Genomic DNA, 25,942 nt, shown 5'->3' with positions numbered 1-25,942 from the left:
TCAATCTATTTTTATAATTACAGCGTACACTTTTGCGTAATTGAAGGCATTACTGATGCACCAAACTCAACAAAAAAGCAGCACCTGCAAACAATGCAGCAAAAGTACGATTCATGACTTTTTGCTGCTTCGGTGATCTTAATAAACGTAAAACTTTTGCAGCTAAGCCCGTATAGCCTGCCATCACAATCAAATCAATACTAATCATGGTCAGTGCCATAATTGCATATTGCGTCCATTGTGGTTTAGATAAATCTAAAAATTGCGGTAAAACAGCCAATAAAAATACTATTGCTTTGGGATTGCTCATATTGACCAAAAAGCCGTACATCACCAATTTTCCAGCAGATTTGCGCGTCAACTCGTGTTGAATTTCAATCGACTGAGCAGGTGCTGCCCATTGCAAATACGCTAGATATAACAAATATGCCACACCAAACCATTTCACAATCAGAAATGCCCAAGGGGTTGTCGCGAATAACACCCCTGCCCCTGCAGCTACAATCGCGATTTGCACTAATAAAGCGAGTTGTAGACCAATCGCATTCCAATAACCGTGTCGAAAACCATAATTCAAACCGCTCGACATCGAGGCAATTGCACCCGCGCCAGGTGAAACACTAATCACCCAACAGGCCAACATAAACGCAATCCAAACTTGATAAGACATACATCGCCGCTTTTCACAAGACAGTGTATTATATGATATTTCACTTAATCCCATGACTAAAAACATTGAATAAAATCGGGTTCAGGCTATTAAGCCTGCATACAATCAGGCACAATAAAGTCAACTTTATAGAAAACAACAAATTTTCAGGAGCTATACATGACTGCCCAATCTGTAATTTTACCACTACCTTCAGATCATGCTCGCTTTCTTGTATTTCGTTTAAAAGACTTAAGCATTGCTGAATTAAAAGAAAAATTGGCTGACTTGTTAAGCACACGGGATCGTTTGATTACCCAACATCCACATGCCCAAATTAAAACTGCCGTTGCTTTTGGCCCTGAACTTTGGGCACAGCTCTATCAGCAATCTCCAGAAGGTTTTAAACAATTACAACCGATTCAAGGGGCGTACCCAATGCCTGTCGTGCCTGCCGATGTGATTATTCATCTCGCCAGTGCCCGTGCAGATATTTGCTTTGCACTCAGTCAGGCATTTTTTGAGGGGATTCAAGACAAAATTGAAGTCTTGGATGAACGGGTCTGTTTCCGTTATTTTGATGGACGCGACATCACTGGCTTTATAGATGGTACCGAAAACCCACAATTTCCAGACGATCGTGCCGAAGTTGCACTTTTAGGTGAAGATGCAGGCGTGTTTGCCGATGGTTCTTTTATTTTTGCACAGCGCTATTGCCACGATTTAGAAAAATGGAAAAAGCTCAAAGTCGATGCCCAACAGCAGGTGATTGGAAGAACCAAACTAGAATCGATTGAATTAGACGAAGATGTACAGCCTGAAAATTCGCACGTGTCACGTACAGTCGTTGAAGATGATACAGGCAATGAGATGGAAATTTTGCGCCACTCTTTACCTTATGGTGATGGCAAGGGCGATCAGGGTTTATTCTTTATTGCCTATACCAAAGATTTGAGCATTATTGATGCCATGTTAGAACGTATGTTTGGTACTTCAGGTGATGGCATCCATGACCGTTTATTGCACTTTGTGACTGCCTTGGATGGCGCATATTACTTTGCCCCAAGTGAAGAGCTGCTAGAAGAAGTTTTGGAAGATTAGTCTGCAATCAGTATGAAGTCGTATAATATCAGCGACTTCATACTATTTGGCTGTGTTGCACAACCTATCTCTAAGGCTTATTCCACAATATAATTTTTCAAATGAATAAGCCTAAACCTAAAATTTATCCTACAACCCACTGGTCTTCATATGACCGAGCTCTCATTAATTGGGGAAATATTACCATTTGGTTCGCTCCTGCCAAACACTGTTGTGCTCCAGACAAAGGCAAACAAGGAGAGGTGAAGAAATTTATTATTTTATCAAAACTTTTTTTATTTTTACTGAGTCATCTCAGCGTTCTACATAAAAAGGTCATCATTAAGCTTTAGCATAATAAAAGCATGCAAATGCCTTACATATATAACTGCTATTCGGGAGCGAACATGAATAACAGCCAAAATTATGTCAAACAAATTAAAAATGCTAAACGTGGAGGATATACGCCTACCATCGCCAAAGACATCAACAAACATAAGATTCAAAAAGCCATTCGCCTAATTGAACAATGGAGAACGCTCGCAAATGAACTCAAACCACAAATGCAACTTGATATGGCCTTTACCTTAGAAGAATGTGCACAGGATTTAGACCGCATCTTAAGAAATAAATAATCACTTTTTCACACATCATTTCAAGTTATTTTCTTCAATGAGTCCACCACACGCTGGGCTCATTTCCTTCAAAAGCTTCTGTGTAATTTCCTCATTTGTAATATGCCAAACACTGCATACAAAATCTGCAAAAACGCTATGCCCTACATTAAACGGTTACTTTTTGGCTTGCGCACAGGTAAAAATTCTGTAAAATTCTCTACACAACGCCGGCATAGCTCAGTTGGTAGAGCAACTGACTTGTAATCAGTAGGTCCACAGTTCGAATCCGTGTGCCGGCACCATATTAAACCTCATAAGCTTCTAATTTATGAGGTTTTTTGTTTATATAAACGTATATTAGACCTCTTGCGAAAGTATAGTTTTGTCTAATTTTTGAATCGCCTAAAACCTCATAAAATATAGCTTTTGGCTGCTTAAAATTTGACTAACGCAAGAAGTCTATTTTATCTTCCTCATTCTGTCCGAATTACCAATTTATTCAGTGCATCGATCTATCTGCAAAACTTAAACCCCCAATGGCGCAAAAATTTTACCGAAGCAGTTTGATGTGGTAGGTGAGATTTAAAACCAATCATGGAAACCGCCAACACCGAAAAATTTCGTAAGCGTCCGCTGAACACACCTTCTGAATTCATCCTATAAGCCTTAATTTAGTCCCCACTTAGAAACAAGTGGGGACTTAAATTTATGACTACAAATAATCAGACATCCATCGCATCTCTTGCGAAAAAACGAAGAACATACAGTGCTGAATTTAAACAGCAGATCGTTCAGGCTTGTAAAGCACCGGACGTTTCAATTGCTTCGGTCGCTTTGCAACATGGATTGAATACAAATCTTGTATCCAAATGGATTCGCTTAATTGATGCTAAGCCAGGGAATGATCGCTCACCACTACCGAATAAACCTGCATTTATTGCCTTATCTTGCTCTGCACCATTAGATCCTACTCCTACTGACATGTTAACGGTTCAAATTACTTTACCCCACTCAAAAGCAGAAATTGGCTTGAAATGGCAAGTATCAGAAATATCTGCTTTAGCAGAATTACTCAAGGCACTTGCAACATGATCCGCATTGATGAAATCTGGCTTTCTACCCAACCTCTGGATATGCGAGCAGGGATGGATACGGTCATGGCGCAGATTATGAAAGCCTTTGGCTACATCAAACCGCATTGTGCTTACCTGTTCTGTAATAAACGTGGCCATCGCATGAAAGTACTGGTGCATGATGGACTGGGCATCTGGCTGTGTGCCCGGCGGCTGGAACAGGGCAAATTTCACTGGGCTAAAGTTCACCAGGGTGAAACCGTGGCCCTCAGCCCGGAACAGTTACAGGCACTGATCCAGGGTTTGCCCTGGCAGCGCATTGGACGACAGCAAGTGGTAACAATGCTCTAAACCAAGCTCGGCTATTCTGCTATTCTCCAAACGTTCTATTTCCTCTGCGTCATGACCTCAGGCATACTGCGGTCATGAATACGCTGCCTGACTTAAGCCAACTGACCCATGAACAACTGCTGGAATTTACCCGGCAGTTGGCGATGCAGCATCAGTCTCTGGCACAATCAAATCAAGAATTAGAAAAATCAAACCAGCAATTGGATGCCAAAGTTCAGCATCTTTCTATTCTCAATCAAAAATACGAGCATGAACTGGCGCTGTTTAAAAAGCACGAATTCGCCCAAAAGAATGAACACTTAACGGCAAAACAAATCCATCTGTGGGATGAAGCGGTTGAAGAAGATATTGCCGCGGTTGATCTAGAACTGGAACGGCTAAATGCAGATAAAACCAATGCAGCGACACAGAAAGCCAAAACCAATAAACCTAAACGTCGACCACTGCCAGATCATCTACACACCATCCGTATTGAGCATGAACCTGCATCAACCCAATGTGCTTGTGGCTGCCAACTCCGTCGTATCGGCGAAGATGTCAGTGAAAAACTGCATTTCAGACCGGCACAGTTCTATAAGGAACAGCATGTGCGTGGTAAATGGGTCTGTGATCAGTGTGACACTCTGACTCAGCAAGCGATGCCCGCCTATGTGATTGATAAAGGCATTGCTTCACCTGAATTGCTCAGCCATGTGCTGGTATCGAAGTATGCCGATCATTTGCCGCTGTACCGTCAACGTCTGATCTATCAGCGGGCGGGAATCGAACTTTCTAGATCAACTTTATCTGACTGGATAGGTCGCTGCGGTGTAGAACTGGAACCTCTGGCCAATGCCTTAAAAGAGGTGGTGCTGCAACAGCGGGTGCTGCATGCAGATGAAACACCGGTCACCATCATGCGGATGGGTGAGAATAATAAAAAACCGAAGAAAGGTTATGTCTGGGCCTATGCCACCACACAGTACAATCCAGTTCAGGCGGTGATCTATGACTTTCAGGATAGTCGTTCAGGCCAGCATGCTGAAGAGTTCTTGAAAGGCTGGCAGGGCTATCTAGTCTGTGATGATTACAGTGGTTATAAAGCACGTTTTAAATCAGGCCAGGTGATTGAGGTAGGGTGCATGGCCCATGCACGTCGTAAATTCCATGAACTGCATGTAACTGGGAAAAGTCAGGTTGCTGAACAGGCCTTAGTGCTGATTCAGAAACTGTATGCGATAGAAGCAGAACTCAGGAAAAAGACCGATGGTACAGCGGAAGACCGCCGCGAATACCGACAACAGCATAGTCAACCAGTGATGCAACAACTATATGAATGGCTCAACCAACATCATCTGACAGTGCCATCGAGTTCTCCCACCGCCAAGGCTATCAATTACACTCTGAAGCGTTGGCCAGCCTTAAGCCGCTATCTGGATGATGGCAATCTACCGATATGCAACAATTGGGTAGAGAATCAGATGCGTCCCTGGGCGTTGGGACGCAAGAACTGGCTGTTTGCAGGTTCGCTGCGCAGTGGTCAGCGAGCGGCAAACATCATGACTTTAATCCAGTCAGCAAAGCTGAATGGCTTGGATCCGTATGCCTATTTAAGTGATGTGCTGAAAAGGTTACCGACACACAAAGTGACCCAAATTGAAGAATTGCTGCCGCACTGCTGGAAACCTAAATCGAATTAAAAAATAGGTATGGGATTCAGCGGACGCTTACAAAATTTCATCATCTATCAGCCGATTACGATAGATTAAGCTTTTTCCGCACTCACCTGCACATATTTAATCCAGCCATCTGCATAGAGCTTGGCACATAAACGTGCGGTCATGGCAATTTTAAACCAGTCTGCATCTCGCGTTTGCACTCGATGCCTGAGATGCTGATTCACATAATCAGCAAAACCTGCTAGAACCTGTGCCGATAAATCTTCTACCCGAATCTGTTTAAATTCAAACTGTGCTAAGACTGCCCGAAGCTGACTTTCAGACATTAGATCTTTAAAATTGACATCGGCGGATTTTAATAAGGCATGATATTGCAGCTGTTTGAATGTATGCATTGGCGCTTGCTCTGTCCAAATTAAATAATGAAAGCCCAAACGTCCATTTGAATTCAAAACTGTACTGACCTGACTTAAAAATGAATTCAAATGACTGTGATATGCTGCATCGATACAGAACACCACATCAAAACGGGGTTGTGCAAAAAGTGCTTTTAAATTTAAAAATGAAGCAGCGTGAATTTTAATATTTGAATTTAAATGGTGTCGAATCGACTGCACATGATGATCTTGAAGCTCAATAGCCTCAAGCTGTTGTACTTGATAGTGTTCTAACCAGTATTTAAGACTGGCACCTTGCCCACAGCCTAAATCCAACACAGCATCTTTTGAATTTAAACGGACTGCTGCTGCCAAATGCGCGGCTAAATTTTGACATGCAGCGGGATAATCATATCCCACTGCATCTGACCAATAACCTAGGTTGCTCCACGGCAACGCGGAAGTATCTCCCAAATATGCCGCTTGAATGGCATATTTATGTTTTGGAAAATGCTGTCGTATCACCTGTTGCCATTTCATGCTGACTCAGTCTAATTCAAAAAAGAGGGTCTGTTGATAATTCATCTATGTTTGCGACAACGCATATTTTTTAGCTGATATAAGGCATGAGGCAGGAAATTTAGTCATTCTAAATGACTGACTCATAACGCAATAGCAGCAAAAAATATACTTGTCCTGAAAGGCTGTGGCTAAAACTTTCTCAGATTGCGTTATGAAACTTGGCAATAGACCCACTATTCCCTGCGTTTCATGCCTGATCTGCTCAGTTTTAGCCTACAGCACAAACCATTTATGAAATATCAACAGACCCTAAACTTAATACCCTAATTGTGGCGCAACCTCAACTTGTGGTTTCAAATCAATAAACGGTAATGGTGCACCAAAAATTTCTGCAATATGCATGGCTGAAGTCACTGCAGATTCTAAAATTGGCAAACCATCACAAGACCATGAACCACAGAAGAATACTTTACGATTGTCTTGGTGATGGCGTTGCTGCAACTCTTTGTTTAATGCCACCGTCTTTGAATCCACTACAGCGCGGGTTAAAGTCACCGTTGAAATGATCTTTTTCGGATCAATTGGTGTGACTGGACGCCATGTTTGGAATACTGGAGATTTGCCGACCAGCGTTGGTTCAATCGAGTTAAGCCACACCGTAAATTGCTGACGTGTAAATTTACGATCCATCATATAACTTAAAACAGACCAGTCTTTACGTTTTGGCGGCATCACCGTTTGATCGGTGTGAATCACTAAATCACCCTGCTCGAATTTAAATTGTTTAAGCAATTCAATATCTTCAGCAAATTGTTGATTATCTAAGAAGTCTTGAACTTTAGTAGTTGGCGTTGCAATCACCACACGGTCAAATGTTTGCGACTGACCTGCAGAATTTTCAACAACCACACCTTCTTCTTGTTGATGAACGTGAGTAATCGCTGCACCACTTTGAATATTAATGCCTTCAATCAACTTATCAACTAATGCGGGCGTGCCCCCTTGTAAACGCAATAACGCATCACCATCAGTTAATTGGCGTAAAAACACCAACAATGGTTTTGCTGGCCATTCACCAATGGTCTTAGGGTCACAAGTACAAATGGTGTAAAGCACTGGCATCACTGCACCATGCCAAAACACTTCTTCAATTTCGTTGCGATTGATAAATTCCGCAAGGGTCATGTCTTGGTTCTTGGATTTGAAAAATTTAGCAATGGCCGTTTTTAACTGCAACATGCCTTTCACCAAACGCCAGCCGTATTGTTGGATTCCTTTACGGTTATTAATGATGGGAAAATTACCAATACGAGTACGGCTTGTGGTCAACCAAGTTTCCGTACGATCTTCAAATAACCAACTGCACGCCATATATGTACGCACAGGATAAGTTTTAATCCCTAAATGTGTCGCTAAACTGAGGGTGTTTTTCCACAAATGTGGATTCATGACCCTTAACGGCGCATCAATTAAACCACCTTCAAATTCGATGCTATGACTGTCCATTCCACGACCAGGCAGCGCCTCAAAAATTGTAATGTTATGCCCTGCATCTTTAAGAATTCTTGCGGTAGCCAGTCCAGCCATACCACTACCGATCACTGCGATATCCAAACCGATCATCCATCTTTTTACATACTTTATGAAATTATGAACCATGCCTAAGAAAAATGAGCTATTAAAAACTACCAGATTGTGTACTTTTCACAGAGAAACAACACAAAGTACATTGGCAATATGATGACAATTTTTAACAATCAGAAACAGCTTAAATAAGCGTTATAATTCATTCAAATTATTCGATAAATTTTATAAATAGCGTTCTAAACCATGTAGATAAATTCACCAATTTTATAATTTCGTTTTACAAATAAATGTCTAAACGATATGATAGTAAGCACAAAAATAATAACTACATCACAGCTAATTATCATAAAGAATATGATCAATCCGCTAAAACTAGAAATTTGACAGCGCCAGAACAACAAAAGCCTCTGTCGGGACATCGACATGAGGCTTTTTTCTTGGCTAAGATTTTTAAAGCTTAACCCACTTGATGTTGCACGGGAATTGCACCAAACTTACCTTGATTAAAATCTTCAAAAGCTTGAATGATTTCCTGCTTGGTATTCATGACAAATGGACCATAGCCTTGAATAGGTTCATTTAGTGGCTTGCCTGTCAGCACTAAAAAATGCGTATCTTGCAGTGCTTCAAGCTGAATTAACGCTTCGCCATCTTGAGCAAACAAGACCACTGAATGATCTTGCACAAGTTGGCTGCCATTAACTTGCACTTCACCAGCCAACACCACCAATAAAGTATTGTGGTCTACAGGCACATGCAGCACTTGGGTCTGTGCGGCTTTCAGTTGCCCATCCCAAACATTAACAGGGCTAAAGGTGCTAGCAGGTCCAGATTGCTCGGCGTACTGACCTGCAATAATGCGTAAATGCCCCGCCTGATTTTCAAACTCAATTTTCGGAATATTTTGAGATTCAATGGCTTGATAACGTGGTGTCGTCATTTTATCTGCGGCAGGCAAATTGACCCAAAGCTGTACCATTTCAAACAACCCGCCTTGTGCTGCATAGTCTTTAGAGTGAAACTCCTCATGCACTACACCTGCGCCTGCTGTCATCCACTGTACATCACCTTTTTTGATGGTGCCACCACCGCCTGCCGAATCTTTATGCGTTACTTCGCCTTGATAGGCAAGCGTCACTGTTTCAAAACCACGATGTGGATGCGAACCCACACCATGCTGTGCCGTAGTTGCATCAAAATGATACGGCGCTGCATAATCCAAGAGTAAAAATGGACTGATCGCCTGACCTAAACGGTCATAAGAAAATAGATTTTTAACGGGAAAACCATCGCCCACCCAATGCATATTTTGGTTGCGATATAAACCGATTATTTTTTTCATGTGTCACACCTATTGCTAGGAGAATAGATGCTTTAATCTTAATCGCTCATCGCACCACAACCTAGTGCAAATTTGGCATACAGCATTGCAAGAATGGAATAATCGTGCTGAAACTGAGGCTACACAGGGTCACAAATCATGGGCATAAAAAATCCAGAAACGAAGTTCTGGATTTTTAAAATTGAGTGTGATGATTCGATTAGATTTTTCCGACCAAATCAATAGATGGTGCTAAGGTTGCATCGCCTTCTTTCCACTTAGCAGGGCAAACTTCGCCGGGGTGTGCATGCACATATTGCGCTGCTTTCACTTTACGCAACAATTCTTGCGCGTCACGACCAATACCGCCTGCATTAATTTCTACAATTTGGATTTTCCCTTCAGGGTCAATCACGAAAGTACCACGATCTGCCAAACCTTCTGCTTCAATCAGCACTTCAAAGTTTTTAGCCAAAGTCCAAGTTGGGTCGCCAATCATTGGATATTGAATTTTTTTGATTTCTTCTGAAGTGTCGTGCCATGCTTTATGGGTAAAATGCGTGTCTGTAGAAACTGAGTAAATTTCCACACCCATTTTTTGGAATTCAGCATATTGATCGGCTAAATCTGCAAGTTCAGTTGGGCACACAAAAGTGAAATCTGCAGGGTAGAAAAACACCACTGACCATTTACCAATAAAGTCTTGCTCAGATACTTCAATAAATTGACCATTATGGTAAGCGGTTGCGTTAAATGCTTTGACTTGGGTATTGATTAAACTCATGGATGATTCCTCAATTCGTTTCGGGGGATTGCTTATCTTGTTTAGCTAGAATACGAAAAACCAAGGAATCGGTAAAACAGTACTTTTTTATAAAAATAATCGGTTTTATGAATTAAGAATCCTATTATAGTTGAAGATTTAATTGAGAAAACAGATATTTGCTGAATATTGGTACTAAAAAACCCTTTGTAGAAACAAAGGGTTTGGATGATGATTTTCCGTTTTAGATCATATATATGATCTAGAACGGCAAGTCATCATCTAAATCTGCTGGTGCAGTTGCAGGCGCAGCTTGTGGCTTCGGTGCAAAGCCACTCGGGTTATTGTTGGCATAGCCGCCACCGTGATTTTGGTTAGAACCGCCTTGATTTTGATTCGCATAACCTGTGGCTGGAGCTTGGTTATTGTTAAAACGTGGTTGAGCAAAACCGCCATCTTGTTGGTCAGATTGTCCACGATTACCCGAATCGAGCATTTGCATTTGATCACCACGAATTTCAGTAGTGTAACGCTCTTGACCGTTTTGATCGGTCCACTGACGCGTTCGCAATGAACCTTCGATATACACTTTTGAACCTTTGCGTAAATATTGCTGTGCAATCTCGCCTAAACGGTTATGTAAAACAATGCGATGCCACTCTGTTTGCTCTTTACGCTCACCTGTATTTTTGTCTGTCCAGACATCACTGGTTGCGATAGAAAATTGAGTGAGAGAACCACCATTTGGGAAAGTTTTTGTTTCAGGATCACGACCTAAAGTACCCACTAATATGACTTTATTTACACCACGCATTAGATGTTTTCTTCCTATTTGTTTCTATTATTTACTTTATAAGAGTTATGCTTAAATGGCTACCTCTTTCCCAAACAAGTGCGTTAATTGTTGTCGCGCAGCATCATCAATATGCTGTTTATCAACCTTTACATACGCCACTTGTTGGTCAGACATCACCACGACCTCTTCAATACCACGAATTGCCAATAACTGAGAAGTCCATTCATCTGTTTCTCGATTCTCAGGCAAGCGCAAGACCAAAGACGAAAGGTAGCGCGGCTGCGCCAATCCAAAACTAACAAGCAGCCAAATTATAGCAATCGCGGTCAAAATACTCCAACCCAATGCGGTGTGGTTGAGCATCAATAATTGCCCACCAATCATCCCACCAAAGAATGCGCCCAAAAACTGACTGCTCGCATTCACACCCATCGCGGTGGCTTTAGATTGAATTGGCGCAGCTTTTGACAACCACGAAGGTAATAACGCTTCCATAACGTTAAAAGCGATAAAGAATAAGCCCAAACCCAATAAAAGGATGTACTTCGATTCAAACCCAAAAATCAGCACCAACAAACCTAAAATGATACCTGCAATGGCGGTCAGGAAAATGCCACGCATTTTGCGATATTTTTCTGCCAGAACAATGCTTGGGAATGCCACGAACAGACTAACCAACAACAATGGCAAATACACCCAACCATGATGCTGCAAAGGAATATCAGCAAATTTGATTAATTGCGAAGGTACATAAATAAACATGGCAGTAAGCAATAAATGTAGGGTAAATACCGATACATGCAGGCGGTTTAAATCGCCCATTTTCAGGACTTGCTTTAACTGAGTGATGTAGCCTTGCTGAAAATTACGATGATGGCGCGTGACTTTAGGCACCAATAACAGCATGAGAATCGCTGCCAACCCCATCACTGTAGTCACCCAAAACAGTCCTGAAATACCGACCCAACCCGTAAGCCATGGCCCTAAACTAAAGGCCACCACAAAGGACATGCCTATACTCATCCCCATCACCGCCATGGCTTTCATGCGGTTTTCTTCACGGGTCACATCGGCCAACAATGCCATCACCACAGCGGATACCGCGCCACCACCTGCAATGGCACGTCCAATAATCACGCCATAAATGGTGTCGGACATGGCTGCAATTGCACCACCTAAAGCAAACAGTAATAAGCCAAAAACCACCAATGGCTTACGGCTATAACGGTCTGCAATTAAGCTAAATGGAATTTGTAAAATGGCTTGGGTGAGTCCATAAACACCAACGGCAAGACCAATCAGTGCAGGAGTTGCGTATTGATATGACTGCCCTGCCACTGAAAATACAGGAATAATCATGAACAGACCCAACATGCGCAATGCAAAAATACTGCTTAAAGCAAAGGTCGAGCGGCGTTCTAAGGCATTCATCATATCAATCGACTAAAACTAAATAATTTTGAATTTGCAGATATCCTACAACATTCAGCTTAAGGATGCTGATTTTTCCAGATGTTTATTCAACAAGCTTTCGATTTCAATAAAAAAGGGCACAACGTTGTGCACCCAAATTTATATTTTATACAGTTTTCGTTACTGTATAACTCTTTGATTTCACGGTAATACAGTAACAGACATCATCATAGCCTTAGCCCACTTTTGCCTGACGCTTTTTAAATTGAATGGATGCAATCACTGCCCAAACAATAAAGGCAACACCAATTAGACCTGTCACCACTTCTGGCACATGCAAGCCTGTACCGCTGGCAATCATAATAAAAGCCAACGCACCAATCGCGTAGTGCGCACCGTGTTCAAGGTAAATATAAGCATCCAAGGTGCCTTTTTCGACCAGATAAATTGTCATCGAACGCACAAAAATTGCACCAATCGCCAAACCTAACATGATGATCACGACGTCAGAGGTGATTGCAAATGCACCAATCACTCCATCAAAACTGAACGAAGCATCAAGCACTTCTAGATATAAAAGCCCCCAATACCCGCTTTCACCACGCCTGTCGGTACGCCGTTTTCGTCATGACGTACGGCATTGCCCTGTTCGTCCACCTCTGGTTCACCACCCAGCATGTGGCTCAGTACTTGTACGCCAATATAAATCACGATGCCCCAAATACCCGCCATCGTGACCACAAGGCGTTTATCTTCCACCACATTTGCCGCCATGATTAACAGCGTCACCAAGGCCAAAAATACCGACATCGCAGGTACGCTTGCCAAATTGCTCAAACGACGTTCCAACCATCTGAACCAATGCGTGTCTTTTTCATCATCCAAGAAAAAGTTGAGGAAGACCATCAACAAGAATGCGCCACCAAATGCTGCAATTTCAGGGTGATGTGCCATGAGTTTAGCTGAATATTGCTTCGGATCATTCAATGCCAGTTGCACCACTTCCATCATGCCCATATCGGCAGTGACTGCCACAATGACCACAGGAAAAATTAAACGCATGCCAAAAACCGCAATAATAATCCCCACGGTTAAAAACAGCATTTTCCAGAAATGATCCCAACCGCGCAGCACTGAGGCATTCACCACTGCGTTATCAAACGACAAAGACACTTCCATAATCGCCAAAATTGCGGTAATGGTCAGTGCGGTAAGCATGGTTTGCACACCTGCTTCTGGGCCATGGGTATAGCCCCAATATGCAGATAGCGCAAGACACACTATCGAAAATACGATTGAGAAACCAAAATGTTTCATCATGAGAAACGACCTATCACTATATTTTGATCTGAATTTTTCATCTGCCGAATTTGTACCAGCAATACAAAGTACAGTTTTATTAAGATTTAACAGATGCAAAAATTCTGAAATTTGAATTGCCCGAGTTTTAAATCTGACAAAAACGGAGAATGTAAAATTTTATGCTGCAATTATGACGCTTTTTTCTCAACTTCGGCAAAATTCTTCGTATGATTTTGGGTTTCCCGATCAGATACCGCGAAAACCGTGCTTTCCGTTCCCAAACTGCTATAGTGAAATGCAACGACATATTAGGAATTTAGGATGCGCTTTTCTCAAGACGTTTGGCAACGTAACCTTGCCCTTTATCATAAGACGCTCGCTTTACCGTTTAATCAGGAATTAGCACAAGGCACCTTAAGTAAAGCTGCTTTTGCGCATTATGTGATTCAAGATTCACATTACTTAATTGCCTACGGGCGCGCTCTGGCAGTCTGTGCGGCCAAGGCTTTTGATGCAGATGATATTATTCAGTTTGCAAATGCCGCCAAAATTGCAATTGTAGTGGAGCGTACCTTACATGACAGCTTTATGCAGGAGTTTGATATTTCCAAACAGGAATTTGAAAATACTCCGCTGACCCTAGAGATGGATCCGTAAAATTTGAACAACTCCTATAAGTGATATTCTGCTCCTCAAATGATGTTATAAACATCAATATATGGAGTATTTTATGGCACGTAGACCAAGAAGAAATCATTCAAATGATTTTAAAGCTAAGGTAGCACTTGCTGCGATTAAAGCAGAAAAAACACTTGCTGAATTGAGTGCTGAATTTGATGTTCATCAAAACCAAATTATTGACTGGAAAAATCAATTGATCTCAGCTTCCTCGCAAGCTTTCGATCAATCAAAAGCTCCATCAGAACCCCCCATTGATCTTAAAAAGTTACATGCAAAAATCGGTGAGCAGGCATTAGAAATTGATTTTTTAGAAGGTGTGTTGAAGAAACTGGGCCGCTTCAACCACAAAAGTTAATCGACGACTCACTTCAGATTTCAGTATCTAAGCAAGCTAAGCTGCTGAAAGTCTCCCGTGGTTGTTATTATTATCGCCCAAAACCTGTTAGCTCATCAGATCTGAAGCTGATGCGATGTATTGATGAATTACATATGCAATATCCTTTTGCAGGCAGTCGTATGATGCGTGATTTGTTGAATCGTCAAGGGCATCATATAGGACGACGTCATACACGTACTTTAATGAAGAAAATGGGTATTCAGGCGTTATATTGCAAACCAAATTTAAGCCAGGCTAATCAAGCTCACCGTAAATATCCATATCTGCTCAAAGGGTTGGCTATTCAGCGCAGTAATCAAGTGTGGTCTACGGATATAACGTATATCCCTATGGCAAAAGGCTTTGTTTATTTATGTGCTGTGATTGATTGGCATAGCCGCAAGGTACTTGCGCATAGGGTATCGATTAGTATGGAGGTGGATTTTTGTATTTCGGTTTTAAATGAAGCGATTGAAAAATATGGATCACCTGAAATATTGAATACAGACCAAGGCAGTCAGTTCACCAGTGATGCATTTATTGATGTATTGAAATCAAATGGCATTCAAATCAGTATGGATGGTAAAGGTCGATGGGTAGATAATGTGATGGTTGAACGATTATGGCGGAGCGTTAAATATGAAGAGGTGTATCTCAAAGCTTATAGCAGTGTCACAGATGCGAAAAAGCAATTAAGTGCATATTTTGAGTTTTATAATTTGAAACGACCTCATTCGAGTCTAGACATGAGAAGCACTGCTTCGCAAGGCTAAATGAGTTTTACTATGATCAGCTACCCCAACAAAACAAGGTGGCTTAACTAGAGCGGAATATCACTTATAAATACGCTTTTAGTTGTTCAAACAAGTGGGACCACCTCTCCTTGCCTGCCATCATTACACCTCTTATTTAGTCGCAACCGCATGGTCGGAAAGCTATCCAGTGGTATTGGCATCCCTGCTGCCATGTTTCTGGATTTATGCCGAAGTCGGTAAAGATATCGTCAATAACTCTGCACCGAATAATCCCTATCAGGCATGGGTTGATACCTATTCAGGCGAAGAATTCCACACTGCGGTTAATAACGTGATTCAAACCATTGACCGTGTTGCTGCGCGATGTGATGCCGATACCCTTGAAAAAATGCACCACGCTTACACCAAAGCCGCAGAACTGGAATGGTTATTTTGGGATAGCGCCTACCATCAACGTCAGTGGCCAGGTTTAGATCAAGCTTAACGGCCGCCCTCACGCAGCGTATGTGAATCATTCCATAAGGTGCGACAAGCCATGACCGATAAAGCATGAAAAATAACACTTGAACAATTTTCATGCGCTATCATATATAGGTTTTTCATTTGCAAAATATCGAGAAGTTTTTATGAGCCAAAGTCATATCCGTATTCGAGGTGCACGTACCCATAACCTAAAAAACGTGAACCTTGATATTCCACGCGATAAATTTGTGGTGATTACGGGTTTATCTGGTTCAGGAAAATCTTCACTGGCGTTTGATACCCTCTATGCCGAAGGGCAGCGTCGTTATGTCGAATCACTTTCTGCCTATGCACGTCAGTTTTTATCGCAAATGGAAAAACCTGAAGTCGACTCGATTGAAGGTCTAAGTCCCGCAATTGCCATTGAACAGAAATCGACCAGCCATAACCCGCGTTCAACCGTGGGTACCATTACCGAAATTTACGACTATTTGCGTTTACTGTATGCACGTGTCGGCACACCTTACTGTCCTGAACATGATTTACCAATGGTGGCGCAAACTGTTTCAGAAATGGTCGATGCTGTAAAAGCACTGGAAGAAGGCACTGCTTTAATGCTACTCGCGCCTGTAATTCGTGAGCGTAAAGGCGAATATGTGCATCTGTTTGAACAGCTACAAAGTCAGGGTTTTGTACGCGCCCGAGTTGATGGCGAAGTCATGGATATTGACCCACCACCAGAACTCGACAAAAAGAAAAAACATACCATTGAAGTGGTGGTAGACCGTTTTAAAGTCCGAGATGATTTAGGCAACCGTATTGCTGAAAGCTTTGAAACCGCGCTGCGTTTGGGTGGAGATTTAGCCATTTTATCGTGGATGAACGCGGAACAACCTGATCGTATTTTTTCAGCCAAGCACTCTTGCCCACAATGTGACCGTGCCGTAGCAGAACTTGAACCGCGCCTGTTCTCATTTAACAACCCTTTTGGTGCTTGTCCAACTTGTGATGGTTTAGGAACACGTAGCCATTTCAGTGCGGAAAAACTCATTCCAACCCCTGAACTTTCAATCAGTCAGGGCGCTATTCGCGGCTGGGACAGACAGCGTCCGTATTATTACAGCATGCTAGAAAAAGTCGCAGCACATTATGAACTTTCACTCGACACTGCATGGAATCAGCTCGACAGCGCGACCCAAAAGAAATTTCTGTACGGCACTGGCAAAGACAAAATAGATCTGAGCTATACCGATGAACGTGGACGCCACCATAAACGTGTAATTGCTTTTGAAGGCGTGTTGCCTCATTTAGAACGTCGTTACCGTGAAACCGAAAGTAATTATGTACGTGACGATTTGGCGCAGTATTTATCTAATGCGGCCTGTGATGCCTGCAGTGGCTCACGCTTAAATGAAATCTCTCGCAATGTTCGCGTGAAAGACAAAACCATTGCCCAAATTACCCAAATGTCAATTGGCGATGCCGAGCAGTACTATCAAGGGCTGAATCTGGATGGCGCCAAAGGTGAAGTTGCAGATAAAATCTTTAAAGAAATTCGTGAACGCTTACATTTTCTAGTATCGGTAGGTTTGAATTATTTGAGCCTATCACGCTCTGCCGAAACGCTTTCGGGCGGTGAAGCACAGCGTATCCGCTTGGCATCTCAAATTGGTGCAGGGCTTATGGGCGTGATGTATGTGCTAGATGAACCTTCAATTGGCTTGCACCAACGTGACAATGACCGATTGCTAGAAACTCTGATTCGTTTACGTGATTTGGGCAACACGGTGTTGGTGGTAGAACATGATGAAGATGCGATTCGTGCTGCCGACCATATTATTGATATTGGTCCAGGCGCAGGTGTACATGGTGGACATATTATTGCCGAAGGTACTTATGCAGAATTAGCCGAACATGCAGACTCACTCACAGGGCAGTATTTATCGGGCAAATTAAAAATTGAAGTGCCGAAAACGCGTACCCAACCGCCACATCCTGAACAACAAATTAAACTCATGGGCGCAGCAGGACACAATCTAAAAAAAGTGGATCTCACTTTGCCTTTAGGCGTGATGACTTGTGTCACAGGCGTGTCAGGTTCGGGCAAATCCACCTTAATTAACCGCACTTTGTTGCCTTTGGCTGCAACTCAATTAAATGGTGCCACCACCTTAAACGCAGAAAAATTCGACTCGATTGATGGTCTACAATATTTAGATAAAGTGGTGGATATTGACCAAAGCCCGATTGGGCGAACGCCACGCTCGAACCCAGCGACCTATACAGGTTTGTTCACTCCAATTCGTGAGCTGTTTGCGCAAACCCCTGAAGCCAAAGCACGTGGTTATGCAGCAGGACGCTTCTCCTTTAACGTCAAAGGTGGACGCTGCGAGGCCTGTGAGGGCGATGGTATGATTAAAGTTGCAATGCACTTTTTGCCAGATATGTATGTACCTTGTGATGCCTGTCATGGTAAACGCTATAATCGCGAAACTTTGGAAGTCAGTTATAAAGGTCGCAATATTTCTGATGTTTTGGAAATGACCGTTGAAGATGCTATGCATTTCTTTGATGCCATTCCCGTGATTCATCGTCGTTTGGAAACGTTAAATCAGGTGGGCTTGGGTTATATTCGTCTTGGACAATCTGCCACGACTTTATCTGGCGGAGAAGCACAGCGCGTGAAACTGGCACGTGAACTGGCCAAGCGAGATACAGGCAAAACCCTATATGTACTGGATGAACCGACCACTGGTTTGCATTTCCATGACATTGCCAAATTGCTCGATATCTTGCATGAGCTACGCAATAAGGGTAATACCATTGTGGTGATTGAACACAATCTAGATGTGATTAAAACTGCAGACTGGATTGTCGACTTAGGCCCTGAAGGCGGTGCAGGCGGTGGACAAATCATTGCCGAAGGCACACCTGAAACTGTCGCAAAATCTAAAGTTTCACACACAGCAAAATTCTTAAAACCAATGCTGAAAGGCTAAAACAGACTATTGCAGTTTCTGGCTCATTCAAATTAAATCTAGATTCGGCGTAAGGTTGCGCTGAATCTTTCAAGCTACGCTTTTTATCATTTCGGAAATACCAGAGAAAGCCTATGATTGTGACTTAGTCACCAGCAACAACATTGCGCCCACGTGCTTTGGCTCTAAATAAATGCTTATCGGCTTTTTTTAACAAGCTGCTCCATGATGCAGCACCCACCGCCACGCCAGCACTGACCGATACTTGAATATAATCATTCAGTTCTGGAATAAAAAATTCCTGATTCACAATATGAGAGCGCAATTTATCTGCCAAATACAGCGCCTCAGTAAATTCTATTTGCTCAATCAAAACCAAAAACTCATCGCCACCATAACGCACCACCAAGTCTGAATCACGGACATGCGCCTTGAGCGTATCGGCAATACATTTTATAGCTTGGTCACCCACCACATGCCCGTAGGTATCGTTAATATGCTTGAATTTGTCCACATCCACAATAATCAGACCAGTTTTGGTCAATTTTTCAGGTCGATGTTCCAAATATTTAATGTATTCTTCAAGTGCCAAACGGTTGGAAACGCCCGTTAAGACATCGGTATTGGCAATATTACGCAGCTGCAATTCTAAAATATCGCGTTGCTCTAGGCGTTGTTTTAGTTTTTGAATGGCCTCTAGAAGCGTTACCTTGTCTGAATTTTGCCTGCCTTGAGCTTCATCATCATAAGCTGCCAAGCGCAAAATTTGGCTGCGTGCATGAATTAAAGGAATAAAAACCTTCGAGCGCGCATAGACCATGATAAAAATAGCGGCCATCAAAGAAATCAATGCGACCACCAAGGTTAAAACAAGTTTTAGCTGCGCTTTGAAATAATCTTTTTTAGCTAAGGTCAAACTATAATCCAACAAGTAATTTTGTAAGTCGACCACGGTGCTAAATTTATTCACCACAACTTCGGTCAATTGTGTGCCCGTCAAAGAATAAGCTTCACCCTGTAAGCTTTGCTCCATCAGTTGCTTCACGATTGGAATCCCTTGATCTAAAAACTCAGTCTTTAAGCGATTATGTAAAGCTGTGTATTCAGGCACTTTATGTGCTTCAGGCAAAATCGTATGCACCAAGTCCCATAAGTAATAAGCTTGACGCTGGTTTTGTAAGGAATTAGCTAAGTTTTCCGCTGGAATTTTTTCGCCAAAAGTGATGGCAGCCATAATATTCGATGCCACACGCCCAGCTTGATCACGCAAATCAGATAAAATAAAAATCACACTATAATAAGTTGACGCACGCGAATCTTTGCCCACAGAATCCAACATCACATGCTTCAATACATACTGAGAACTATCCCAAGCAGCAAACATTTTCTGAATAGCATGATCCAATTGAGCTGAACTGCGAGAAGACTGAGGAGTTGCAGCATAAGCATCTACCGCATCACGTCCCTCTTTTAACGAAGATTTTAATTGAAGTGACAAATGCTGCGCATGCGGAATAAAACCATTGCGCTTGAGTAGTTGAGCAGTTTCTTCAATTTGCTGATCGACGTTGGCTCGATAGCGTTTTAATTCTTGAATATATTCTGCTCTTTTCTCGGGCGTACTCGACATGACTTGATTGGCAGGCGCACGCTCACGCGAAATATTGTTGGTCAGCTCAGCTACATTACGCAAGACTGAAATTTCAATTAAAGCGCGCTCAGCTCTTTTATAACTTTGATAACTATTTACAATTAAAGGAACAGAAATAAAAAGTAATGAGACAATAATAATGATCATCGAAATCAACAGTCGCTGACTAATATGCTCTGAGCGCAACTTCATCATCATGCTAAGTTTCACCTACGTCATTATCACTGTGCAAAATCGTGAACTTGATCACTTAATCGGCGGCTATATTACATGAGTAACCTTTAAAATAGTTACAAAAAAAGATAATTAATTCACTTTTATTTTAGGGTTTGTTAACACTGCGTCTATGTTCGCGACGTGAGAGTGATCTTGCAAGGTTTTTTAGCTGATCTAAGGCATGGGACAGAAAATTTGGTCATTCTAATGACTGGTACATAACGCAATAGCAGCAAAATTGGGGCTGTTATTTCAGACCTGTCTAACTCAATCAGCTCACTCAAGAAAACTTCCAAGCGCATCCCCGTAACCCATTTGCTTAAACGACAAATACAAAAATAATGTTTCAGCATGCAGAAAGTATTTTACAGATGCAACATTTGGGTGCATAATGCACCTCATTGGGGCGAGTTTAGTTTTTCCTCAGCAGTAAACTAAATTTACCCGCAAATTTTGGCGAAAAACCCCAGTTTTTGAAAGAAAACTGGGGTTTTTTTATGGGTTTCGATCACTTCACACTGTTTTATTGCACCATATTAGTGCAATTATTAAAAAATCAGATTGCGTTGCCACTTGCAAAAAAAAACCCAACCTTGGGGAAAGTTGGGCAGATAAAACGAAACAAGTATGGAGAATCATATCGCACTACTAGGTCAAGCAAGTTCAGGATTTGAATGCTAAATTATGAGATAAGTCACATAGTTTTCAAACCCAACTCGAGTAGTAGGTCTACATGTTGCAATTATGAAATAAATCACAGTTTATGTCAAGCTTAGTCAACTAGTCTGATTTATTTTTATACAAATACAAGAATAAATGTGATTAAACTCACATTATCCTAATAATTCCACTCAAATTCAGTCTGAACAAGCCTTCTTTATTGCTTATTTTTCACCCAAAAATCATAATTCTTACCTAAAATGGCTAGATTTTTTCGTTATTCTTCACACTCTATTAATCAATATTATAGATAGTTTTAATAAAAATGATCGTTTAAAATGATTAAAACGTTACTCATTATTTCTGCTTTTGTCGCAAAAATAAACATATAGACTTGTTATGCATACAGTTTTTAGATAGGTCGCAAAAAATCTATTTGAATATTTTTTGAATAACAAAGTCAATTGGACTTAATTCTTTTAATAGAGTCCTGTTGGTTGATTGACTTAATAAATTGTTACACTAAAATGATCGGCGTTTCATCCATTTTTAACAAAACTGGTATCTATCATGAAAAAACTCGGTTTAGCCACTGCATTATTATTAGCCATGACCGGTGCTCAAGCGTACCAATTCGAAGTTCAAGGTCAATCTGAATACATCGACAATACAGTAAACGATAAGAATTTCACTGGTGCTGTTCAAGGTACTTACTACTTCAAAAATGTTGATGCAACTAAAGGTCCATTGGCTGAAGCTGCATTCTTAAACCAAGCGTCTAACTTCTCTTTAGCATACAACTATGGTGAATACGATGTAGATGCTGACAAAGCAGATTTCGTATCTCATGTTTATGGCGCTAAAGCTGAAGCGTATGTACCAACTAAGCTTGTACCTGTTTATGCAAGTGCAGCATATAACCACACCATCACAGATGGTAAAGGTGGTCAAGACAATGATAATGGCGACCGTTATGCCTTAGAACTTGGTGCAGTTGTAGCGCCTAACTTCTTGGTTGCTGTAGGTTATACAAGCGTTGCCGATCAATATTCTTTAGATGCTTTCAATATCCTTGCTAATGGTGTTGCTAAAGCAGCGCTTGAGTCAGGCACAATTGCTCAAGACCAAGACGCAATCACTGCACGTACAAAATACGTAGGTGCAATCGATGGCACAAATATGGCTGTTGGTTTTGAAGCAGGTATAGTTTACGGTGAAAGCACTGCTTATAACTTAAAAACTGATCTTTATTTAACACCAGCACTTAGCGTTGGTGCTTCATACATGGAATCAAGCTACAACGATTCTCCAAATAAAGCTTGGGGCGCGAACGTAAACTACTTCATCACTCCTGCGGTTTCAGTAGGTGCAAGCTATGTAAATGCAAACTTCGAAGCAGCTAAAGCAGCAGAAGAAGACGCTGATGTACTTGACACTCAAACTGTGGGTGTAAACGCTAAATTCCGTTTCTAATTTCACATTAGATACCGAAGTTAAAAAAGACGCTCATCTGAGCGTCTTTTTTTATGCCTGAAATATATCATGAAAAATTTGAACTGCTATTTCACTCAGATGAATCATCATGGTGATGATGCGGTAAGTGGCGAATGTATTGCAATGCGATTAAACGTGACACGATCAATGCCAAATACATCACGCCACAGAACATTTGCAACATGGCAATCACCCTTGCTTCTGGGCTGATTGGTATAAGATCAGATAAACCTGTCGCAGACTGCAAACTAAAACTTAAAAACAGTAAGTCTAGCCAACTCTGCAAACCTGCGGCATTTGGATTTTGAAAACTTTGTGGAATCAGAATCTGGCAAATGCTATATAAAAAGGCAAATCCCCAAGCGATTAAGGTAAACACCGCTGCGGCAGCAAACAGCTCATCTTTAGTTAAATAGCGGTCATGGAACATATAGCGCAATAAACCATAAGCGGCACTAAAATAGGCTGCCGCTTCACACGCATGACTTATCACCAGAATAAGCGGATGCCGCACACCCAATAAAATAAAGAATGAAAAGAACAAAGCTGCATAAACAAAACTGAGCCCCAAAACACTCAGCATTGGGGTTTGTCGAATCACTTTGGCGATGAGCAGCAGTACCAACACCCCCACCATCCAAGTAATAACTTTGTAAGGCATATTGTGATGTGAAAAGAGTGAGAGTAGCAAAATCACAAACTGCAAAAACAATAGCCATGCCGAAGGTAATATCCGAAATCTTTTCCAGATATTGTCTAATATGTGCATACGCCTGCTGCCTATTCTTTTTATATTGCATTCAACATAGCAGCTTATTTAGTCATGCATTGCAATCACTCTGTATCAAAATTGCATATCACCATACCTGTATCCTTAAATACGCATCAGCATGCTTGTTCAAACCCAACATACAGGCATAAAAAAAGTCCCAAGACTGGGACTTTTTTGAGGTGTTTCAGACCTTAATGGTCAGATGCACCTGAGATACCAATACCAGTTTGTGAGCGTACGAACTGTGCATCGAATGCTTTACGTTCAGCTTGTGCTTGCGCAGAGTTGTCAGTGATAGAGAACAACCAGCAGCAGAAGAATGAAAGTGGCATTGCAAAGATCGCAGGACCATTGAATGGGTTGATTGGTGTGTCAGAAATTTGAAGCGTATCTACCCAAACTGCCTTAGACAATACAATCAAGGTTACTGCTGAAGCTAAGCCTGCTACACCACCAATCACTGCACCGCGAGTCGTTAAGCCTTTCCAGAACATAGACAATACAAGTACTGGGAAGTTTGCACATGCTGCTACAGAGAATGCTAAACCGACCATGAACGCAACGTTTTGTTTCTCGAAAAGAATACCCAAGATCATTGCGAAGATTGCTAAGCCTAAAGTGGCAATTTTAGACATGCGAAGTTCAGATTCAGGAGTCGTTTGACCTTTCTTGAATACGTTAGCATACAAGTCGTGAGAGATTGCTGAAGCACCAGACAATGTCAAACCAGCTACAACCGCAAGAATTGTTGCGAATGCTACCGCTGAAATGAAGCCCATGAACAAGTCACCGCCAACCGCATCAGACAAGTGCACCGCAGCCATGTTGTTACCACCAACAAGTTCTAACTTGCCAGTAACTGCCATTTTCGCAACATCAAGGAATTGTGGGTTGTTTGATACATAAAGGATCGCACCAAAACCAATGATGAAGGTTAATAGGTAGAAGTAACCAATGAAACCTGTTGCTACAACTACTGATTTACGTGCTTCTTTCGCGTCTTTTACTGTGAAGAAACGCATCAAGATGTGTGGTAAACCTGCAGTACCGAACATTAACGCAAGACCAAGTGAGATTGCATCAATTGGGTTAGAAGCTAACGTACCAGGACCCATAATGTTTGCAGCATCTGCCAAGCTCAAGTCATGTACTTTAGAGAATACTTGGATCGATTGCTCGAACATGTTAGTGAAGCTGAAGCCCACACCTTTCATTACCATGAAGGCCATGAAAGTTGCACCTGAAAGTAACATCACCGCTTTGATGATCTGTACCCAAGTTGTTGCCAACATACCACCGAACATTACGTAAGCCATCATGAGTAGACCCACGATTACTACAGCAAGGTTATAGTTCAAACCAAAGAGTAGTTTGATTAACTGACCCGCACCTACCATCTGTGCAATCAGATAGAACGCAACCACAACAAGCGAACTAAATGCTGCAAGGGTACGTACTGGCTTTTCAGATAAACGGAACGAGACCACGTCAGAAAGGTTATATTTACCTAAGTTACGTAAACGTTCAGCAATCAAAAACAATACAATTGGCCAGCCCACCATGAAGCCCAGTGAATATAACAAGCCATCAAAGCCTGACATAAACACCATTGCGGAAATACCGAGGAACGATGCTGCTGACATATAGTCACCTGCAATCGCAAGACCATTTTGGAAACCAGAAATACCACCGCCTGCGGTATAGAAGTCCTTGGTGCTCGTGGTTTGCTTCGCTGCCCATTTAGTAATGAACAAAGTTGCGCCAACGAAAATCAAGAACATAATAATTGCTGGCCAGTTGGTTGGCTGCTGTTCTGCTGCACCTAAATCTGGTCCTGCAAATGCCATACCTGACATTAATACAGTAGACGCAGCCAGTGCTTTCAATGAATTCCATTTCATCTTAGTGCGGTCCTTTCTCATGTGTAATTGCTTCAACTTCACGCATCGCATCTTCATTCAATTGGTCAAGTTTGCTATTCGCAATTGATGCGTAAACCGCACATAAAATGAAAGATAAAACGATAATGCCCAGACCCAGTGGAATACCCCAAGTCGTCACGCCGCCAGAAATTGAACTCAATAAAAATTCTTTGTTATAGCCCACTAAAAGCATAAAACCTACGTACACAAACAACATGATTGCTGTTAATGTCCAGCTTAGGTTACTTTTTCTGCGAACCATTTCTTTGAATTTTGGGTTTTGTAGAATACGTTCTACTTGTACCTCATCCATAACCTGCTCCTTAAAGCGCCCTGCCTTAGGCGCAAATTTTTAATTCGAATTATTTCGAACTTAAAATTAACAATGTTGAGCCCCATTTGCAATTTAGACTTTGGTCGCTAAAAAAGTGATCAACCTCAGCGCAAAGACTATGGAATAGGCTAT

18 protein-coding genes, 1 tRNA gene and 5 pseudogenes are annotated in these 25,942 nt (G+C 41.7%); 12 read left to right on the top strand and 12 right to left on the bottom strand.

Annotated elements, in window-relative coordinates; genetic code table 11:
* Window positions 1-49 precede the first annotated feature (49 nt).
* Window positions 50-670 (bottom strand): LysE family transporter, encoded by a 621-nt coding sequence (locus AC0T5Z_RS01115; protein ID WP_435337585.1) that lies wholly within the window; start codon window positions 668-670, stop codon window positions 50-52.
* 159 nt (window positions 671-829) lie between these two features.
* Here AC0T5Z_RS01115 and AC0T5Z_RS01110 point away from each other — a divergent pair, with 159 nt between their 5' ends.
* From AC0T5Z_RS01110 to AC0T5Z_RS01080, 7 genes and pseudogenes are all read left to right on the top strand, one after another.
* Window positions 830-1,750 (top strand): Dyp-type peroxidase, encoded by a 921-nt coding sequence (locus tag AC0T5Z_RS01110; RefSeq protein ID WP_435337584.1) that lies wholly within the window; start codon window positions 830-832, stop codon window positions 1,748-1,750.
* 101 nt (window positions 1,751-1,851) lie between these two features.
* Window positions 1,852-1,989: pseudogene (locus tag AC0T5Z_RS01105) on the top strand (IS5/IS1182 family transposase); the annotation flags it as partial.
* Between the two features lie 147 nt (window positions 1,990-2,136).
* Window positions 2,137-2,364 (top strand): hypothetical protein, encoded by a 228-nt coding sequence (locus tag AC0T5Z_RS01100; RefSeq protein ID WP_004970172.1) that lies wholly within the window; start codon window positions 2,137-2,139, stop codon window positions 2,362-2,364.
* A 208-nt stretch (window positions 2,365-2,572) separates the two neighbouring features.
* Window positions 2,573-2,648, top strand: a tRNA-Thr gene (locus AC0T5Z_RS01095).
* Between the two features lie 406 nt (window positions 2,649-3,054).
* Window positions 3,055-3,438 (top strand): IS66-like element accessory protein TnpA, encoded by a 384-nt coding sequence (gene tnpA / locus AC0T5Z_RS01090; protein WP_000210517.1) that lies wholly within the window; start codon window positions 3,055-3,057, stop codon window positions 3,436-3,438.
* The gene (gene tnpB / locus AC0T5Z_RS01085; protein WP_086361331.1) at window positions 3,381-3,770 is read left to right on the top strand and encodes an IS66 family insertion sequence element accessory protein TnpB; all 390 of its coding nucleotides are present in this window, start codon (window positions 3,381-3,383) and stop codon (window positions 3,768-3,770) included. Before tnpA ends, tnpB begins: the two co-directional genes overlap by 58 nt.
* A 74-nt stretch (window positions 3,771-3,844) precedes the next feature.
* Complete coding sequence (locus AC0T5Z_RS01080) at window positions 3,845-5,449, top strand: IS66-like element ISAba25 family transposase (protein ID WP_473786257.1); 1,605 nt, start codon at window positions 3,845-3,847, stop codon at window positions 5,447-5,449.
* Window positions 5,450-5,514: 65 nt separating this feature from the next.
* Here AC0T5Z_RS01080 and AC0T5Z_RS01075 read toward each other — a convergent pair whose 3' ends face one another.
* From AC0T5Z_RS01075 to AC0T5Z_RS01045, 7 genes and pseudogenes are all read right to left on the bottom strand, one after another.
* The gene (locus tag AC0T5Z_RS01075; RefSeq protein ID WP_291336549.1) at window positions 5,515-6,345 is read right to left on the bottom strand and encodes an SAM-dependent methyltransferase; all 831 of its coding nucleotides are present in this window, start codon (window positions 6,343-6,345) and stop codon (window positions 5,515-5,517) included.
* A gap of 297 nt (window positions 6,346-6,642) precedes the next feature.
* A complete protein-coding gene (locus tag AC0T5Z_RS01070; RefSeq protein ID WP_291336547.1) occupies window positions 6,643-7,950 on the bottom strand; it encodes an FAD-dependent oxidoreductase in 1,308 nt (435 codons plus the stop codon).
* Window positions 7,951-8,371: 421 nt separating this feature from the next.
* A complete protein-coding gene (locus tag AC0T5Z_RS01065; protein WP_435337793.1) occupies window positions 8,372-9,256 on the bottom strand; it encodes a pirin family protein in 885 nt (294 codons plus the stop codon).
* A gap of 199 nt (window positions 9,257-9,455) precedes the next feature.
* Complete coding sequence (gene ahpC, locus AC0T5Z_RS01060) at window positions 9,456-10,019, bottom strand: alkyl hydroperoxide reductase subunit C (protein ID WP_291336543.1); 564 nt, start codon at window positions 10,017-10,019, stop codon at window positions 9,456-9,458.
* Window positions 10,020-10,260: 241 nt separating this feature from the next.
* Window positions 10,261-10,812, bottom strand: coding sequence for a single-stranded DNA-binding protein (ssb, locus tag AC0T5Z_RS01055; protein WP_291336541.1), 552 nt, complete (start codon window positions 10,810-10,812; stop codon window positions 10,261-10,263).
* A gap of 51 nt (window positions 10,813-10,863) precedes the next feature.
* The gene (locus tag AC0T5Z_RS01050; protein WP_435337792.1) at window positions 10,864-12,228 is read right to left on the bottom strand and encodes an MFS transporter; all 1,365 of its coding nucleotides are present in this window, start codon (window positions 12,226-12,228) and stop codon (window positions 10,864-10,866) included.
* A 214-nt stretch (window positions 12,229-12,442) separates the two neighbouring features.
* Window positions 12,443-13,527 (bottom strand): annotated as a pseudogene (locus tag AC0T5Z_RS01045) (DUF475 domain-containing protein).
* Window positions 13,528-13,830: 303 nt separating this feature from the next.
* Between AC0T5Z_RS01045 and AC0T5Z_RS01040 the strand changes: the two are divergent.
* From AC0T5Z_RS01040 to uvrA, 4 genes and pseudogenes are all read left to right on the top strand, one after another.
* A pseudogene (locus AC0T5Z_RS01040) lies at window positions 13,831-14,151 on the top strand (thiaminase II/PqqC family protein); the annotation flags it as partial.
* A gap of 88 nt (window positions 14,152-14,239) precedes the next feature.
* Window positions 14,240-15,386, top strand: a pseudogene (locus tag AC0T5Z_RS01035) (IS3 family transposase).
* A gap of 53 nt (window positions 15,387-15,439) precedes the next feature.
* Window positions 15,440-15,805 (top strand): annotated as a pseudogene (locus tag AC0T5Z_RS01030) (thiaminase II/PqqC family protein); the annotation flags it as partial.
* Window positions 15,806-15,947: 142 nt separating this feature from the next.
* A complete protein-coding gene (uvrA, locus tag AC0T5Z_RS01025) occupies window positions 15,948-18,782 on the top strand; it encodes an excinuclease ABC subunit UvrA (RefSeq protein WP_435337466.1) in 2,835 nt (944 codons plus the stop codon).
* Between the two features lie 124 nt (window positions 18,783-18,906).
* Here uvrA and AC0T5Z_RS01020 read toward each other — a convergent pair whose 3' ends face one another.
* Entirely contained in the window at window positions 18,907-20,610 is a 1,704-nt protein-coding gene (locus AC0T5Z_RS01020; RefSeq protein WP_435337465.1) for a GGDEF domain-containing protein, read from the bottom strand.
* 1,245 nt (window positions 20,611-21,855) lie between these two features.
* Here AC0T5Z_RS01020 and omp33-36 point away from each other — a divergent pair.
* Window positions 21,856-22,761, top strand: coding sequence for a porin Omp33-36 (omp33-36, locus tag AC0T5Z_RS01015; RefSeq protein ID WP_435337467.1), 906 nt, complete (start codon window positions 21,856-21,858; stop codon window positions 22,759-22,761).
* A 91-nt stretch (window positions 22,762-22,852) separates the two neighbouring features.
* Here omp33-36 and AC0T5Z_RS01010 read toward each other — a convergent pair whose 3' ends face one another.
* The 3 genes from AC0T5Z_RS01010 to AC0T5Z_RS01000 form a co-directional block, all read right to left on the bottom strand.
* On the bottom strand, window positions 22,853-23,551 hold the full coding sequence (locus AC0T5Z_RS01010; RefSeq protein ID WP_435337464.1) for an ion channel: 699 nt from the start codon (window positions 23,549-23,551) through the stop codon (window positions 22,853-22,855).
* Window positions 23,552-23,745: 194 nt separating this feature from the next.
* Window positions 23,746-25,455, bottom strand: a complete 1,710-nt coding sequence (locus AC0T5Z_RS01005; protein WP_435337463.1) for a cation acetate symporter — start codon at window positions 25,453-25,455, stop codon at window positions 23,746-23,748.
* A 1-nt stretch (window position 25,456) separates the two neighbouring features.
* The gene (locus tag AC0T5Z_RS01000; RefSeq protein ID WP_291334393.1) at window positions 25,457-25,789 is read right to left on the bottom strand and encodes a DUF485 domain-containing protein; all 333 of its coding nucleotides are present in this window, start codon (window positions 25,787-25,789) and stop codon (window positions 25,457-25,459) included.
* Window positions 25,790-25,942 lie beyond the last annotated feature (153 nt).

The organism is Acinetobacter pengchengensis, assembly GCF_982235305.1.
This window is presented reverse-complemented; position numbering and strand designations above follow the sequence as displayed.